Annotated in this window: 12 protein-coding genes; 10 read left to right on the top strand and 2 right to left on the bottom strand. The window is 47.0% G+C overall.

All coding sequences use genetic code 11. The features are described 5' to 3' along the window. Positions 1–164: 164 nt before the first annotated feature. From E0698_RS04595 to E0698_RS04550, 10 genes are all read left to right on the top strand, one after another. Positions 165–902 carry a CAP domain-containing protein gene (locus E0698_RS04595; RefSeq protein ID WP_192510776.1) on the top strand — a complete coding sequence of 246 codons (738 nt, stop codon included), beginning with the start codon at positions 165–167 and terminating at the stop codon, positions 900–902. A gap of 249 nt (positions 903–1151) precedes the next feature. After that, positions 1152–1832, top strand: coding sequence for a TIGR00266 family protein (locus tag E0698_RS04590; protein WP_192510775.1), 681 nt, complete (start codon positions 1152–1154; stop codon positions 1830–1832). A gap of 266 nt (positions 1833–2098) precedes the next feature. After that, positions 2099–3046: a GDSL-type esterase/lipase family protein gene (locus E0698_RS04585; protein WP_192510774.1), complete on the top strand. Its 948-nt coding sequence runs from the start codon at positions 2099–2101 to the stop codon at positions 3044–3046. Beyond that, positions 3046–4122 carry an ABC transporter ATP-binding protein gene (locus E0698_RS04580; RefSeq protein ID WP_192510773.1) on the top strand — a complete coding sequence of 359 codons (1077 nt, stop codon included), beginning with the start codon at positions 3046–3048 and terminating at the stop codon, positions 4120–4122. The genes E0698_RS04585 and E0698_RS04580 overlap by 1 nt, the downstream gene beginning before the upstream one ends. After that, positions 4115–5104 carry an ABC transporter permease gene (locus E0698_RS04575; RefSeq protein ID WP_044648805.1) on the top strand — a complete coding sequence of 330 codons (990 nt, stop codon included), beginning with the start codon at positions 4115–4117 and terminating at the stop codon, positions 5102–5104. Before E0698_RS04580 ends, E0698_RS04575 begins: the two co-directional genes overlap by 8 nt. A gap of 98 nt (positions 5105–5202) precedes the next feature. Then, complete coding sequence (gene parE, locus E0698_RS04570) at positions 5203–7182, top strand: DNA topoisomerase IV subunit B (protein WP_192510772.1); 1980 nt, start codon at positions 5203–5205, stop codon at positions 7180–7182. A gap of 22 nt (positions 7183–7204) precedes the next feature. Next, a complete protein-coding gene (gene gyrA / locus E0698_RS04565; protein ID WP_134914015.1) occupies positions 7205–9667 on the top strand; it encodes a DNA gyrase subunit A in 2463 nt (820 codons plus the stop codon). 275 nt (positions 9668–9942) lie between these two features. Then, complete coding sequence (locus E0698_RS04560) at positions 9943–10413, top strand: MarR family winged helix-turn-helix transcriptional regulator (RefSeq protein WP_134914017.1); 471 nt, start codon at positions 9943–9945, stop codon at positions 10411–10413. 306 nt (positions 10414–10719) lie between these two features. Continuing rightward, entirely contained in the window at positions 10720–11205 is a 486-nt protein-coding gene (locus E0698_RS04555) for a MarR family transcriptional regulator (protein ID WP_192510771.1), read from the top strand. After that, positions 11189–12691, top strand: coding sequence for a DHA2 family efflux MFS transporter permease subunit (locus E0698_RS04550; protein ID WP_192510770.1), 1503 nt, complete (start codon positions 11189–11191; stop codon positions 12689–12691). The genes E0698_RS04555 and E0698_RS04550 overlap by 17 nt, the downstream gene beginning before the upstream one ends. Positions 12692–12785: 94 nt before the next feature. On the opposite strand, the gene E0698_RS04545 is transcribed toward E0698_RS04550, so the two are convergent. After that, positions 12786–13532, bottom strand: a complete 747-nt coding sequence (locus E0698_RS04545) for an RluA family pseudouridine synthase (protein ID WP_192510769.1) — start codon at positions 13530–13532, stop codon at positions 12786–12788. Between the two features lie 8 nt (positions 13533–13540). Beyond that, on the bottom strand, positions 13541–14404 hold the full coding sequence (locus E0698_RS04540) for a class I SAM-dependent methyltransferase (RefSeq protein WP_134914023.1): 864 nt from the start codon (positions 14402–14404) through the stop codon (positions 13541–13543). Between the last annotated feature and the right edge of the window lie 1187 nt (positions 14405–15591).

Raw genomic sequence — 15591 nt, 5'->3', positions numbered from 1 at the left:
CCATAGATCAGTCCCGTTTAGGCTATTGCCGAGCGGGGCTTTTTTTTTCCAAATTTTATACCATTGATCCTGCTATGAAACATGATATACTGCTAGAGTAAAGATTACAAAGTTGTAACCAGGCGCGTTCACAACAATACATTATACAACAAGGAGATGACGAAATGAAGAATATGTTGAAAAAAACACTGGTGATGGGAAGTTTAACCGCTATGTTATCCGCAGGATTCATCGTTCCGGCATCAGCTTCACCAGCCGACGATTTGTCTGCCCAACTACAACAATGGTTCCAAGATAACGGATATAAGGTGAATACCTCTAACGGAACGACTACGATTACGAAGACCGTAATTCAGGATTTTTCCGGACAGGATAAAGCGAAAACAAACACAAAGAATCCTTCTTCCGACAAGCAAGTAGCAAAGCCAGCTAACCAAAAAGGTTCACAGCCTGCTACGAACAAACAGTCGAAAGCACAAAATACGAATTCAGGAGCGGGTCAGTCCGCCGGGTCGGCTGCACAGCTCAGCAAGTCCCAATTTGCAGCAGAAGTAGTCAAGCTGGTGAATAACGAGCGTAGCCAAAAAGGTTTGAGTCCACTCGCTTCTAATGCGAAGCTTACCGAAGTGGCCTTGGCCAAGGCAAAGGATATGAGTACAAACAATTACTTTTCCCATACATCCCCGACCTACGGCTCACCGTTTGATATGATGAAGAAATTCGGCGTAACTTATACGTATGCGGGTGAAAATATTGCGATGGGACAACAAACACCGCAAGAAGTTATGAAAGCCTGGATGAACAGTCAGGGACACCGTGAAAATATTTTGAAGGCAGAATATACACAAATCGGTGTAGCTTACTACAATGGATATTGGGTACAGGAATTTACACGTAACTAAAAGACGATAATAAAAAGCGCTTCAAACGTCATTATGGTTTTCATGTATACTATTATACTGACGATTAAAGCTAATTTTAGGAGCCTGCTGACACATTCAGCGGGCTTTTTACGTTGTTTGGCCGCTAATATGCTCTTACGTTATCACCTTTACTTATATGCAAGAACAGGCATAAGTGCAGCAAGTATAGTATGATAGCACCAAGCTATATTGATAACTAATAAACTTATAGGAAAGTCAGGTGAACGAATGGGCTACGAAATTGTGCATGAAGGTGCTTTTGCTATGCTCAAGGTAAAGATGAACCCTGGAGAAACGATTAAAGCGGAGATGGGAGCTATGGTTTCTATGTCTTCCAGCGTGGATATAAAGGGGACTGTGGATGGTGGATTGTTGCGCGGTTTAGGCCGGATGCTGAGCGGGGAGAAATTCTTTTTTCAGGAGCTGAGAGCATCTCGAGGGCCAGCTGAAGTGCTGCTTGCTCCGGCAAGTATAGGCGATGTACAAGCAGTGGAATTGGACGGTACGTATAGACTTTTGGTGCAAAAGGATGGCTTCTTGGCATGTACGGAGGGCATTGAGGTCAGCACCAAAATGCAAAATCTGATGAAAGGATTGTTCTCGGGCGAAGGTTTTTTTATCGTTGAAATCAGCGGTCGCGGAACAGTGTTTTTGTCCTCTTATGGAGCTATTCATCCTATTTATATAGCCCCTGGAGAGGAACGTATTATTGATAATGCTCATCTGGTGGCATGGCCGGACTATATGGATTACAAAATTGAAAAAGCGTCCAAAGGCTGGTTGTCCAGTGTAACGAGCGGAGAAGCACTTGTATGCCGTTTTCGCGGCGAGGGGACGGTATTGATCCAAAGCAGAAATCCGGGCAGCTTCGGACAATGGATCAAAAGCTTTATACCCGATAGCAAGTGAGTTTTTTATCTATTCAGAGGTAAAGGATGAGCTGTATGAACCAAAAAGTCGTAATAAAAAGGATGGCGATATGCCATCCTTTTTAGCATACTTAAGCATTTTGCATCATTCGATTCCCAACGCTCGAAAGTACAATGGATAGACGAACTAAACCGTTTCGATCTATATATTGCTGATTTGAAATCGCTCTTGGGATTGTTGCAAAATGCTATGTATGCTTCATAACACTCAGAACGGTTTATTTGCAAAATGCTATGAGAAGCTTTATGTTTATTTCACCAAGTGATCAGGAGGGAACACGAGTGAATTCATCAAAATGGATCTGGCGATCTGTCGGTTCCGTGTCCATCGCCGCCACACTGCTATTATTGTACGGATTTATTGCCGCAGTACAAAGCATTACGGCTCCAGAGCCGCTCGCTAGCACCAAACCTGCAAATTCGGGTTCATCACAAATACAAAATGCGCCATCCGCTGCAACTCAGGCGGGGGAGTTTAGGGTAGCTGCCATAGGAGATTCGCTGGCAAAAGGAACCGGCGATGACTCGGGCAGTGGTTTTGTACGACGGTCGGTAACCTTGTTAAATGATCAGGAAGGCCATAAGGCTCAGCTCATTAATAACCTTGGCATTAACGGGCTGACGACTCAAGGACTTTTGACCAAACTGGATGAGCCCGGCGTGGCTTATGTGTTGAAAAAGGCTAATGTTATTATTGTGTCCATTGGCGGAAATGATTTGTTTCAGGGGGCACAAGCTGCCCAAACTGGCAAAGAGCCACCTACGCTTAATGGCTTGCGCAAGGCTCTGCCTGATGCAGCCAAGCGTTTGCAAAAAGTGCTGACAAAAGTCGGAAAAATCAATCCGAAGGCTAAAATTATATACGTTGGACTATATAATCCATTCAGTGACCTGCCGGAAATGAAAATTCCGGGAAATCTCGTCGTGACGGAATGGAATCTGGCTGCTATGGCGATTACCAATCAAAACAGTAATATGACGCTGATTCCAACCTTCGATTTATTTCAGCAAAATTTGCCGGTTTATTTATCCTCTGATCATTTTCATCCTAACGGACAGGGCTATCAGGCAATTGCTGAGCGTATCGCACAAGGGTTTGCGGTAGCAGCGGCCAAGGAAGGCGACAATACGGGGGATGGACAACAGTCCACGAGCAGCCAACCCGCTGATATGAAGAAGGGAGGGAACAAGTGATGGGTATCCAATCTGCTGACAAGACCGAGACCGATGTAGCAAGGGCTTCGACAACCACAGATGGAGCATCCGGCTATCATTCCGACAATCAGTTCGGCAGTGCAGACGGAAGCAGAAGCGACAACGAAACCGTTCTCTCTGTTCAGCACGTCAAAAAGCGTATCGGACGAAAAATGATCATTCATGATGTAACATTCGATGTGCGTGCGGGTGAAATTTTTGGCTTTCTTGGTCCCAATGGAGCTGGAAAAACAACGACCATCCGTATGCTGGTCGATCTGATCAAGCCTACCGAGGGCACCATTACCGTATGTGGTCATAATGTAAACCGTGATCCGGAGCGGGCTTTGCGGCATATCGGTTCTATTGTGGAAAATCCGGAGGTGTACGGTTACCTGACAGGGTGGGAGAATCTGGAGCATTTTGCCCGGATGCAGCCTGGTGTGGATGAACAGCGTATTCGTGAAGTGGTGGAGCTGGTGCGGCTGGATCGCCGAATTCATGATAAAGTAAGTACGTATTCTCTCGGGATGCGTCAGCGTCTCGGTATTGCCCAGGCCTTGCTTGGCAAACCCAAGCTGCTTATTCTGGACGAACCGACAAACGGGCTGGACCCCAAAGGGATCAAGGAGATGAGAACTTTTATCCGTCTGTTGGCGGCAGAGGGCATGGCTGTATTTGTTTCCAGTCATTTGCTTAGTGAAATCCAGTTGTTGTGTGATCGTGTTGCGATTATTAGCCGGGGACGGGTGCTTGCTGTTGGCGGTGTGCGGGAATTGGTTGAAACGCATTCGCGTATGGCCGTATGGCAACTGGAGCCTCATGATCAGGGGCTTGCCCTGTTGGATGGCTCTCCGCATGTACAAATCATTACGAACGCCGATGAACTGATTGATGACAGCATTGTTGCAGGCAGCGGAGCGGATGCCATTTTTACTGAAATGGACGAAGAACATATCGCGGAGCTGGTCGTACAAATGACGGCTTCCGGCATTTCCGTTAAAGGTGTAAGCAAAATCAACCCTACACTGGAGCAGCTATTCCTGAAAATGACGGAAGGTGAGATTCTTGAATAACATTTTACCGCTCGTACAAAATGAAACGCTCAAAATCATCAAGAAGAAACGATTTTATGTCATTTTACTTGTTTTGCTTGTGCTTGTGCCGATTTTTACGTACGCTCAGATGAAGGTGGCGGAAAATAACCGCGAAAAATTCGGCAATGACTGGCGACTGGAGCTGCGTCAGGCCATTACGGATAACCAAAATTCGCTGGGCAGCGACCGGGTTCCGGAGGAATGGAAGACCTACAGGCGAGTATTTGTTCAACAAATGCAATATTATCTGGAAAATGACGTGAACCCGAATGAGCCAAGTGGCGTAACCTTTACGAGAGAGTTTATGGACAATTCCATTAATTTGTTCGTTCCATTGCTTATTATGGCTATTGCCTCCGATCTGGTTTCAGGAGAACGGACGACGGGTACCATAAAAATGCTGCTGACCCGTCCTGTCAGGCGGTGGAAGGTACTGCTGAGCAAGCTGCTAACACTGTATATGTTCGTTTCGCTCATCATTTTGGCTGTGTTTGTGATCAGTTATCTTATATCTGGCTTGTTTTTTGGCTTTCGCGGCTTTAATGTTCCGGTATTTACGGGCTTCCAAATTGTTGGATCGACGGTGGATATGTCTGCGGTACATGCGATCCCGCAATGGTACTATCTGATGTTACAAGCCGGATTGATCTGGTTCGTCAGTCTCGTGATAGCCTCGCTTGCCTTTATGGTATCGGTGTTGGTACGCAGTACGGCGGCAAGCATTGTGGTAATGATGGCTGCGCTTATTTCAGGCACAATTTTAACGAACATGGCCTCATCCTGGCAGAGTGCAAAATATTTATTTATGGTCAACCTCGAATTGACCGATTATTTATCAGGAAGCCCCGCCCCGATTGAGGGGATGACCTTGCCGTTTTCTTTGGCTGTACTGGGCATTTGGGGGGCTGCGGCGCTGATTGTTTCATTCGCCGTCTTTACGAAACGGGATATATTGAATTAAAATGGACAAGGTAAAAGAAAACATCTGTTTGCATTTTTGGTGAAAATCATCAAGAATAAGGCAAAACACGGTTACGATTAGACAAAGGGGGAGCATGAATGGTCGACAAAATCGACTTGTCTGCGGGAGCGTCCGGCACTCAGAACGGAGCTTTGGAATATGGCGTGGACGACATTCAAGTGCTCGAAGGGCTTGTGGCAGTTCGCAAACGGCCGGGCATGTATATTGGGAGCACCAGTTCTTCGGGACTACATCATTTGGTATGGGAAATTGTGGACAACGCGGTTGATGAGCATCTTGCCAAGTTTTGCTCCCGCATTGACATTACAATGCATAAGGACGGTTCCGTTACAGTAACTGATAACGGGCGTGGCATTCCTACGGGAATGCACAAAACAGGAATTCCAACACCACAGGTAGTATTTACCATTTTGCACGCCGGAGGTAAGTTCGGCGGTTCGGGATATAAAAAGTCCGGGGGTCTGCACGGTGTGGGCGCGTCCGTAACGAACGCTCTTTCGGAATGGCTTGAAGTGGAAATTTACCGGGACGGCAAGATTCACCGTCAGCGGTTTGAATATTGGCAGGACAAGAAGGGCGTGGAGCATGTCGGGGAACCGACCACAGGCCTTGAAGTGCTGGGCAATACCAACAAGACGGGCACCAAAATTACTTTTAAACCTGATATTCGCGTATTCCAGGCAGGCATTCATTTCAACTACGATACGCTGGCCGAACGGCTTCAGGAAATTGCTTTTCTGAACTCGGGTCTTCGTATCCAGCTTAAAGATGAACGCAGCGGGAAGTCGGATGAGTATTTTTATGAGGGCGGAGCGAGTCAGTTTGTCGCTTTTCTGAATGAAGGTAAGGACGTGCTGCATGACGTCATTCACTTCAATGCAGAGAAGGAAGACGTTGAGGTGGAAATTGCTATTCAGTACAATGCAGGTTATACCGAAACGATTGCTTCGTTTGTCAACTCCATTCCGACACGGGGCGGGGGTACACATGAAACGGGCTTCAAAACCGCTTACACCCGTGTCATGAACGATTATGCGCGACGCACGGTAATGCTGAAGGAAAAGGATAAAAATCTGGAAGGCAATGATTTGCGAGAGGGAATGATGGCCGTAATCAGTGTCAAGATGGCTGAGGTTGAATTCGTCGGTCAGACAAAGGATCAACTGGGCAGCGCTTCCGCACGCAGCACCGTGGATGCGATTGTATCCGAGCAGATGCAGCGTTTTCTGGAGGAAAATCCGCAGGTCGCGCAAACGTTAATCAAAAAGGCAGTTCAGGCATCCAGAGCGCGTGAAGCTGCGCGTAAAGCTCGGGACGAAATGCGTACCGGCAAGAAACGCAGTGGAAGCTCTAATCTGAACGGCAAGCTGTCGCCTGCACAGTCCAAGGATTTTACACGAAACGAGCTGTTTATCGTGGAAGGTGATTCGGCTGGCGGATCGGCGAAACAGGGACGTGATTCCAAAATTCAGGCTATTTTGCCATTGAAGGGTAAGCCAATGAACCCTGAGAAATCCAAGCTGGCGGATGTTATGAAAAATGATGAGTACCGCGCCATTACAGCAGCAATCGGGGCGGGAGTAGGAACAGAGTTTACGCTGGAAGACAGCAATTATTCCAAAATCATCATTATGACTGATGCGGATACGGACGGCGCGCACATTCAAGTGTTGCTGCTGACGTTCTTTTATCGGTATATGAAAGAGCTGATTGATGCGGGACGCATATTTATCGCTCAACCGCCATTGTATAAAATAACCCGGAAGTCGGGTAAGCTCGAAACGGTACGTTATGCCTGGACTGACGAGCAGCTTGACAATTACTTAAAGGAATTTGGACGGAATTTTGAGCTTCAACGCTATAAAGGACTCGGGGAGATGAACCCGGATCAGCTATGGGAAACGACGATGAATCCCGAGTCACGTACCCTGCTGCGCGTCCAGATTGAGGATGCAGCCAAGGCTGAACGCCGTGTGTCGACATTGATGGGCGACAAGGTTGATCCGCGCAAGCGCTGGATTGTGGAAAACGTAGATTTTACGGAATATGTAGAGTAGTGCTAACAAATGAGGTGTATACATGAGCTTATCGGAGCAATTTTTGCCAGCTTTTCTGGAGGAAGTGGTCGGTGACCGCTTTGGCCGATATTCCAAATATATTATTCAGGATCGGGCGATACCCGATGTGCGGGATGGATTAAAGCCAGTACAGCGTCGGATTTTGTACTCCATGTATGATTCCGGCAACACACCGGATAAAGCGTATCGTAAATCTGCCAAAACGGTCGGGGACGTTATGGGTAATTATCACCCCCACGGTGACTCGTCAATTTACGACGGAATGGTGCGGATGGCGCAGCCTTGGAAAATGAGTCACGTACTTGTGGACGGTCACGGCAACTGGGGTTCCCAGGACGATGACCCGGCAGCCGCTATGCGGTACACGGAGGCCCGTCTGTCTCCTATCGCGATGGAAATGCTGCGTGATATCGAAAAACGCACGGTTATGTTCAAGGATAACTTTGATAACTCGGCAAAGGAGCCGGTTGTGCTGCCTTCCCGCTATCCGAATCTGTTAGTAAACGGCTCCAGTGGGATTTCGGCCGGATTTGCGACTGAAATTCCGACGCACAGCTTACGCGAGGTCATTGACGCCAGCATTGCTGTGATGGAAAAGCCGGATATTGAGCTGGAAGAGATTATGACCTTTATTAAAGGTCCTGATTTCCCGACGGGCGGACTAATTATGGGTGGCGAAGGCATTAAAGACGCTTATCGCACAGGTAAAGGGCGTATTTATATCCGTTCCAAAACGGAAATTCAGTCTTTGCGCGGAGGTAAGCAGCAACTGGTCATTACGGAGATTCCATACCAGATTGTTAAATCAAGGCTCGTAACCGCCATGGAGAATATCCGTCTGGAGAAAAAGGTGGAAGGGATTGCCGAGGTTCGTGACGAGAGTGGACGGAATGGTTTGCGAATTGTGGTGGAACTGAAGAAGGAAGCCGATGCGGAAGGGATTTTGGCCTATTTGCTAAAAAAAACCGACCTTCAGGTGGCATACAACTTCAACATGGTAGCCATTGTGAACAAAGCGCCGCATCAGCTTGGATTGAAGTCCATTTTGGAAGCATATATTGCCCATCAACGCGAAGTTGTCACACACCGTATCCAGTTTGAGCTGGAAAAGGCGGAGGATCGCGCCCATGTGCTGGAAGGTTTGGTCAAGGCGCTGAACATTCTGGATGAGGTCATTGCGGCCATTAAAGCTTCCAAAAATCGCCAGGACGCGCAAAATAATTTGCAATGGATGTTTGGCTTTAGCGAACGTCAGGCCGATTCTATTTTGACCTTACAGCTTTACCGCCTCACGAATCTGGAAATCACCACGCTGGAAAAGGAATTAAGTGAAATTCAGAAAAAAATTACGCAGTACCGTTCTATTTTGGAAAGTGATCGTAAGCTGATCAGTTTGATCCGCAAGGAACTGCTGGAAATCCGTGAGAAGTACGGCATTGACCGCCGTTCGGACATACAGGGTGAGGTTGAAGAGATTAAGGTAAATCTGGAGGTCATGGTTGGGGCAGAGGATGTATTGCTGACTCTTTCCAAAGACGGCTATGTGAAGCGTACAGGTATGTTGTCCTTCACCCGTTCCGGTGGGGAGCGCTCAGCTTCTGGCGTTAAGGAAGGGGATTATGTCACCCAGTTGCTTGATGTCAACACACTGGATGTGTTGCTCGTCTTCACTCAGCGCGGACAATATTTCTTATTGCCTGTGCACCAGGTGCCGGAGTACAAGTGGAAAGAGCCGGGAACTCCGATTGTTAACGTGATTTCGTTAACCAAGGATGATCGTATCGTGAGTGTCATTCCGATCAAAAACATTGAGGAAATCGGCAAAAGTCTGGTATTTGTAACGAAGAAGGGCCAAGTGAAGCGGACAGAGCTGACGGAATATGCAACGAAACGTTCCAGTGCTGTAGCAGCCTGCAAGGTAGCAGGGGACGATGAAGTGTTGTCGGTAACGCTAAGCGACGGCACCCGGGATATTATGCTGATTACCCGTGCAGGGATGAGCATACGATTCAAGGAGCAAGAGGTTAATGCGATGGGCCGCGTCTCGGCAGGTGTTAAAGGTATACAGCTGGCGGAAGGCGATGAAATTGTCGCAGCGCTGTGGGTGGAAGAGGATGAAGGAGAAGTGCTGGTGCTGACCGAGTCCGGTTATGGCAAGCGCACGCTTCTGCTGGATTATCCTGCTCAGGGACGAGGCGGTAAAGGAATCACCACCTTTGAGTTCAAGGAAGGTAAACGAGTACGTTCAAATGGAACTCGGATCGTAGCTGCCTTCTATTGCCGTGAAGCTATTCAATTGTTTGCGATCACTGCAGAAGGACAGACGATGTCTTTCCTTTCGGAAAAAGCTCCTTTGACCGACCGCAAGGATACAGGCAAATTGCTGGCTCCTGTGGAGAAGAAGGACGAAATTGTGAATGTGCTGCCGCGTAGTGAGCCGCAGGCTTCCCAGTCTATAGAATAACAGGAAAGTCAATCGCTTTTTAGCTCGAAAAAGAGAGGTCCTCTCGTGCCATTCTGGCACGAATGAGGACCTTTTTGCCGTCATGCTGTCGAACCTTGACCACCCTCCAAAACCGAAGTGAGACTTCCTTCCCCTTTTCAATTGATGCTCCAAAAACGGCAGGAAACCGGGGCTTAATGGCGAAAATTTAATGTGATGAAATACAATCCGGACGGTGGCCCATACGGTAACTTTGATGCTTTTACTGATCCTGTTATTCAAAGGAGTGAGGCAAAATGCAAACGACCGAATTTGCGAAAATCTGGTCCAGAATGGCTAAGGATTACAAGGTTCATATGGAGCAGCAGTTGGCTCCATCATTGACTGAGGCTCAGCTTACAGTACTGGAGGTTTTGAACGAATACGGCCGTATGAAACCGTCTCAATTGATCCCGTATCTCGCAACCACACCTGCCGCGGTTACAATGCTGCTGGACCGGATGGAGCGGAATCGCCTGGTCACCCGCTTTAGAGATGTAAAGGACCGTAGAATTGTATGGATTGTTATTTCGGATCAAGGGAGAGAAGAAGCTGAACGGGGATTGCAGATAAGAGATGATTTTCTGGGCTCTGCACTAAACCGGATTTCGCAGCATAATCAAAATTTGCTGGTTTATCTGTTGGGTAAAATCACCACAAAGACGAAACCGTCTGCATCGGCAAGCGAGGCAAAGGGAGTAAAGGAACAAATAGAGCGAGCGGAGTAAGCATCTCCTCTTTAATATTCTAAATAAAAATGCGCGGATAATGCTGGCCAAAAGGGCCACACATGTCCGCGTTTTTTGTGCTGAAAAAACACATACTGTAGCTGTTATCACTTTTTTAAATGACTTGTTGTATCCTGCAAGTTTCAGTTGCTCTTTTCAATACCTATATCTGTTACAGGGGTGAATGTTGACATTTACATATAACATGATAAAATTAGTTATACATAAATAACATTTCGTATGCGAATAGTTGCTTGAATATGTTTATGGAATGTGAATTGGGTAATGGGAAGAAGGATGGTTTCAGTGAGTGACAGAGAGGAAGACAGACTTGAGGTGTACCGGATTATTCAGTCGGTAAGGGAGGTTAACAAAACGATATTTTATGCCTTCTGGAATGAGGAGCAGCATTTGGAACTGACAGCCGTTCAGCACATGGCTTTGGCGATTCTGAATAAACGACCCAATATCGGGTTATCCGAGCTGGCAGACATAGCCCATATGGGGTGTAGCTCCATGAGCGGGGTGGTTGATCGCTTGACCAAGGCAGGATATATCGCTCGCGGACGGCATGAGCATGATCGCAGATCCTTAGTACTGACGCTTACCCCGGAAGGAAAAGACATCATGCAAAAAGTAGACGACATGTGGATGGAGCGCGTCTTGCCCATTCTGGACATCCCAAAGGAGCATCTGGACATGGTTCTGGATATCCATAAACAAATGATAATGAAATTGACACCGAAGGGAATGAAACAACTTGAGCAGTCCTCAAATGACACTACCAGGTAATGTACGCAGAGCACCCATTGTGGCCGCTCTGTTGATTGGCGCGTTTGTTGCGATTTTAAACCAGACGTTGATAAGTGTGGCTTTACCGAAAATGATGAGTGATCTGAATGTAGATGCCAATGTTGCTCAGTGGCTTAGTACGGGCTTTATGCTCGTGAACGGGGTATTGATCCCGGTGACCGCATTTTTGATTGCGCGTTTTTCCACTCGTAAATTGTTTATTAGTGCGATGATTATCTTTTCAATCGGCACGCTGTTGTGCGCTATTGCCCCGAGCTTTAGCATATTGCTGATCGGACGTCTTATTCAGGCCGCGGGTGCGGGTATTATGATGCCTTTAATGATGGTCGTTATCTTGAACATCTACCCCATAGAGCGTCGTGGCCGGGCGATGGGAATGCTGGGGATTGCAATGGGTTTTGCTCCAGCCATTGGACCAACCTTATCCGGTTATATAGTCCAGCATTATGACTGGCGGGTGCTGTTCTGGATCATCCTGCCGATTTCAGTGATTTCGATTGTGATCGGATTTATTTTTCTGAAAAATGTAACGGAGCAGTCCAAGCCTAAGCTGGACATTCCCGGCATCATTTTGTCTACGCTCGGTTTCGGCGGACTGTTATACGGCTTTAGTGATGCAGGAACATCGGGCTGGGGAAGTATTCCGGTCCTGTCTACGCTTATTGTGGGGACGATCGCGCTCATTCTGTTTATTGTTCGCCAACTGAAGGTTGATGAACCTATGCTGGAGTTCCGTATCTTCAAATACGACGTGTATAGCTTGACAACAATCATTAATGTCATTGTGACGATGGCTTTGTACGCCGGTATGATATTACTGCCGATTTATTTGCAAAATATCCGCGGCTTTTCACCGATTGAGTCCGGTATGCTGATGTTGCCGGGGGCGATTCTGATGGGGGTGATGTCTCCTGTAACCGGGGCTATTTTTGACCGGATCGGAGCACGATGGTTGTCTGTAATCGGTTTGTTGATCATGGCTGTGACGACTTGGGAGTTCACACGCTTGACCGAGACAACGACCTACATGACGCTGCTGGCTAATTATACGGTTCGGATGTTCGGGATGTCATTGCTGATGATGCCGATCCAAACGGCCGGGTTAAACCAGCTTCCGCAACGATTGAATGCGCATGGTACTGCGATGAGTAATACACTGCGTATGATTTCCGGTTCAATCGGAACAGCAATTCTGGTGACGGTGATGTCGACTCAAAGCAGCAACCGTCTGCCGAATATTGTTGCATCTGAGGGATTATCTGTTACAAATAAAGCAGAGATGCTGGCAGCAGGCAACCAGGCTACGATTTATGGTATCAACTCAGCCTTTATCATTGCGACGCTGTTGAGTGTGACGGCCCTGATTTTGGCATTTTTCATCAAGAATACGAATGCTCAAAACGCTCTGCCCCGTCAGCAGTTGGTGAACAGCAAGAAAGGGCAGTCTGTGGTCTCCTCGTCGTAAGGGCGGGAGGACTATCAGATTTTTAACAAAAAAGAACCGGCAATGCATGTTTGTTTGATTACATGCATTGTCGGTTCTTTTTGTATATGCCTGCTCAATGCTCAGCTTTGAGCATACTTTCATAAAGCGATTTGGGCCACTCACTCCATGGGAATTGGGCTGGAGGGAACGAGTGGAAGCTCATGTTCTCCTTGCTAACAGGATGAGGTGCTCCAGCAAGCAGAGACCAGAGCGCCAACTGTTGACCCGGACGGCTCAGGTTGCCACCGTATTTTTGATCCCCGTATAGAGGACAGCCGATAGTCTGCATCTGTACACGAATCTGATGCGAGCGTCCGGTGTGTAGCTCAATTTGTACAAGACTGAGACCATCTGCTTGTCCAAGCACTTGGTACTCTAAAATGGCCTCTTTGGCCCCGGCCGTACCAGGACGAACTGCCTGAACCGTGTTAGTGCGGCTGTCCTTTAGCAGATGATGGGTCAGACGGCCTTGTGAGGCCGCGGGAACACCGTTTAGAACCGCTGCATACATCTTGCGAAAACTACGGCCACGAACCGACTCTGACAGCCGAGAAGCGGCTTTGGACGTCTTGGCAAAGATCATGGCACCGCCTACAGGCCGATCCAGTCTGTGAACCAGTCCTAAAAAGACATTACCAGGCTTATCGTGTCTGATTTTGAGGTCTTCCTTGAGTAAAGACAGCAGATCAGGATCACCGCTGGCGTCCTCTTGTGTCGGAACGTTGACAGGCTTTACAACGGCCAGAACATGGTTGTCCTCATATAGAACAGGGATATTCGGCTGTGCATGCCCGTGCCGGGTAAGTTTATCTGGAGTCATAGGAGGAATTAAGCCTCCCAGCGTCCGAGAATACCACAAGGCAGATTCAGCCCCGAGCGGGTAATCGGCAATCCGATTTCACCAGCGCTGATTTGACCGCCATACTTTTGTTGCATCGTCATACTCAGCATGTTGCGCAGTACGGTAGGCGAAATCCCTGTGGTATAGGAGTTAATTAGCATGAACAACGGTTGATCGGAAATGATGCTCATGCAGGATTCCAGAAAAGGATACAGGCTTTCTTCCAGCTTCCATGTTTCTCCGTTTGGTCCCCGCCCGTAAGAAGGAGGGTCCATAATGATCGCATCATATCGGTTTCCCCGGCGTTGCTCCCGCTGTACGAACTTGAATACGTCGTCTGTGATGAAGCGTACCGGACGGTCGGCTAAACCGGACAATTGCACGTTTTCCTTCGCCCATTGCACCATGCCTTTGGCCGCATCGACGTGGACAACACTTGCTCCAGCATACGCTGCGGCAGTAGTGGCTCCCCCAGTGTAGGCGAACAGGTTCAGTACCGAAATCGGTCTGCCTGCGCTTTTGATTTTATCCATCATCCAGCTCCAGTTCGCTGCTTGCTCCGGAAAAAGACCGGTATGCTTGAAGCTGGTCGGTTTAATGTGGAATTTAAGCGGCCCGTAGCTGATCGTCCAACGCTCGGGAGTAGGCTTCTTCATATCCCAGCTGCCGCCCCCGGAGGAACTGCGGTGGTAATGTCCATGAACATCGCGCCACTCGGCTGTTTCCTGGGACAAAGGCCATATAATTTGCGGATCGGGCCGACGCAGGACAATATCGCCCCAACGCTCCAGCTTTTCGCCGCCGCCTGTATCTACTACTTCATAATCTTTCCATTCTTGTGCTACATACATGTACAATCCATCCTTCAGCATTCAATTCAGGATTCCGGCAGTCCTCTGCACAAAAATCCCCATATGGAGTCTATTGTACAACAAACCTCAGCAACAATCGAATGATTCCATGGAGAAGCTGGTATTGACCGTTATAGGTCCCAGCATTTTTTGTCGCTTTATGGCGGTTAGTGATATGCAAATATTTGTTATGTTGCAGAATTGTTTATTTTCCAAATAATTTATATTAAAGGAATTTAAAAATCATTGACATTTTTCGAATTTATATTTTATGATATTAATTAATTGTTATATCTATAGTGTTTTCTTAGTGAACACAACAACTTTTATCACCTCGATGTTATCTTATTAATCTCATCTATGATACTGAAATCCTTAGCTCTAAATCTAAGGTTTCAGCCTACTCCCGGTTTTACCTACTTCTATGAACACACACTTCAATTTGAAATATTTTACTCACACCCTGAAATACTTTTCGCTCATTTATTCTATTTTAAAGCTTGTTTTTTATTAAATTTGTTTTTTTGTCGGTAATAATGATTTTCGTAAAATATTTATGTTTCGCAATATCACTTGTGGGGCGGAAAGGGGTTGGGTATGAATCACAGGGCATGTCCCAGTGCCTATTGAATTGATATTCAAACCAACAGGCACTCAAGCAGTGCGATAAATTTTGCAAAGGACTGATTACGCCGTTGACACTTTTATCAGCCAACTGCGCTTAGGGTTAAATAAGTGTCTGAGCATGAATAACTCAGCTTGCGGCCCAACTTAGAATTCAAATTTTTCTTAATTCTATAAATCTGAGAAAGCGGCTAACTTCGATTTGTCGAGTTTATGTGTGGAGAACCGCACAGGAAATTAAAAATGAATCCTCTGTTTGTTCTATGATCGGAATGCATAACTGGCGCGCACGATCAAACAGTTCCTTCTCCAAAACCCAATGTTAAATATTACTCGTCACGGTCTGAATCTGTCCGTTTAGGATTCTATACCGACAGACGGTAGGACAGGTCATCAAAGCTCGAAGATATGAAGCAATTTTATGAAAACCTATAATTATTTGCCCGAGGGGGAAATACGATGAGTAAAAGCCTTGAAATCGAAAAAGTGGCTAATTTAACGCCTTTGCAGGAAGGAATGCTCTTTCATACAGTGATGGAGCCGGAATCACAGGCGTACTATGA

Origin of the sequence: Paenibacillus sp. 23TSA30-6 (genome assembly GCF_014858585.1) — a bacterium.
Lineage (GTDB): Bacteria > Bacillota > Bacilli > Paenibacillales > Paenibacillaceae > Paenibacillus.
Note: the sequence above shows the minus strand (reverse complement) of the source record. Positions and strands in the feature narration are given on the sequence as shown.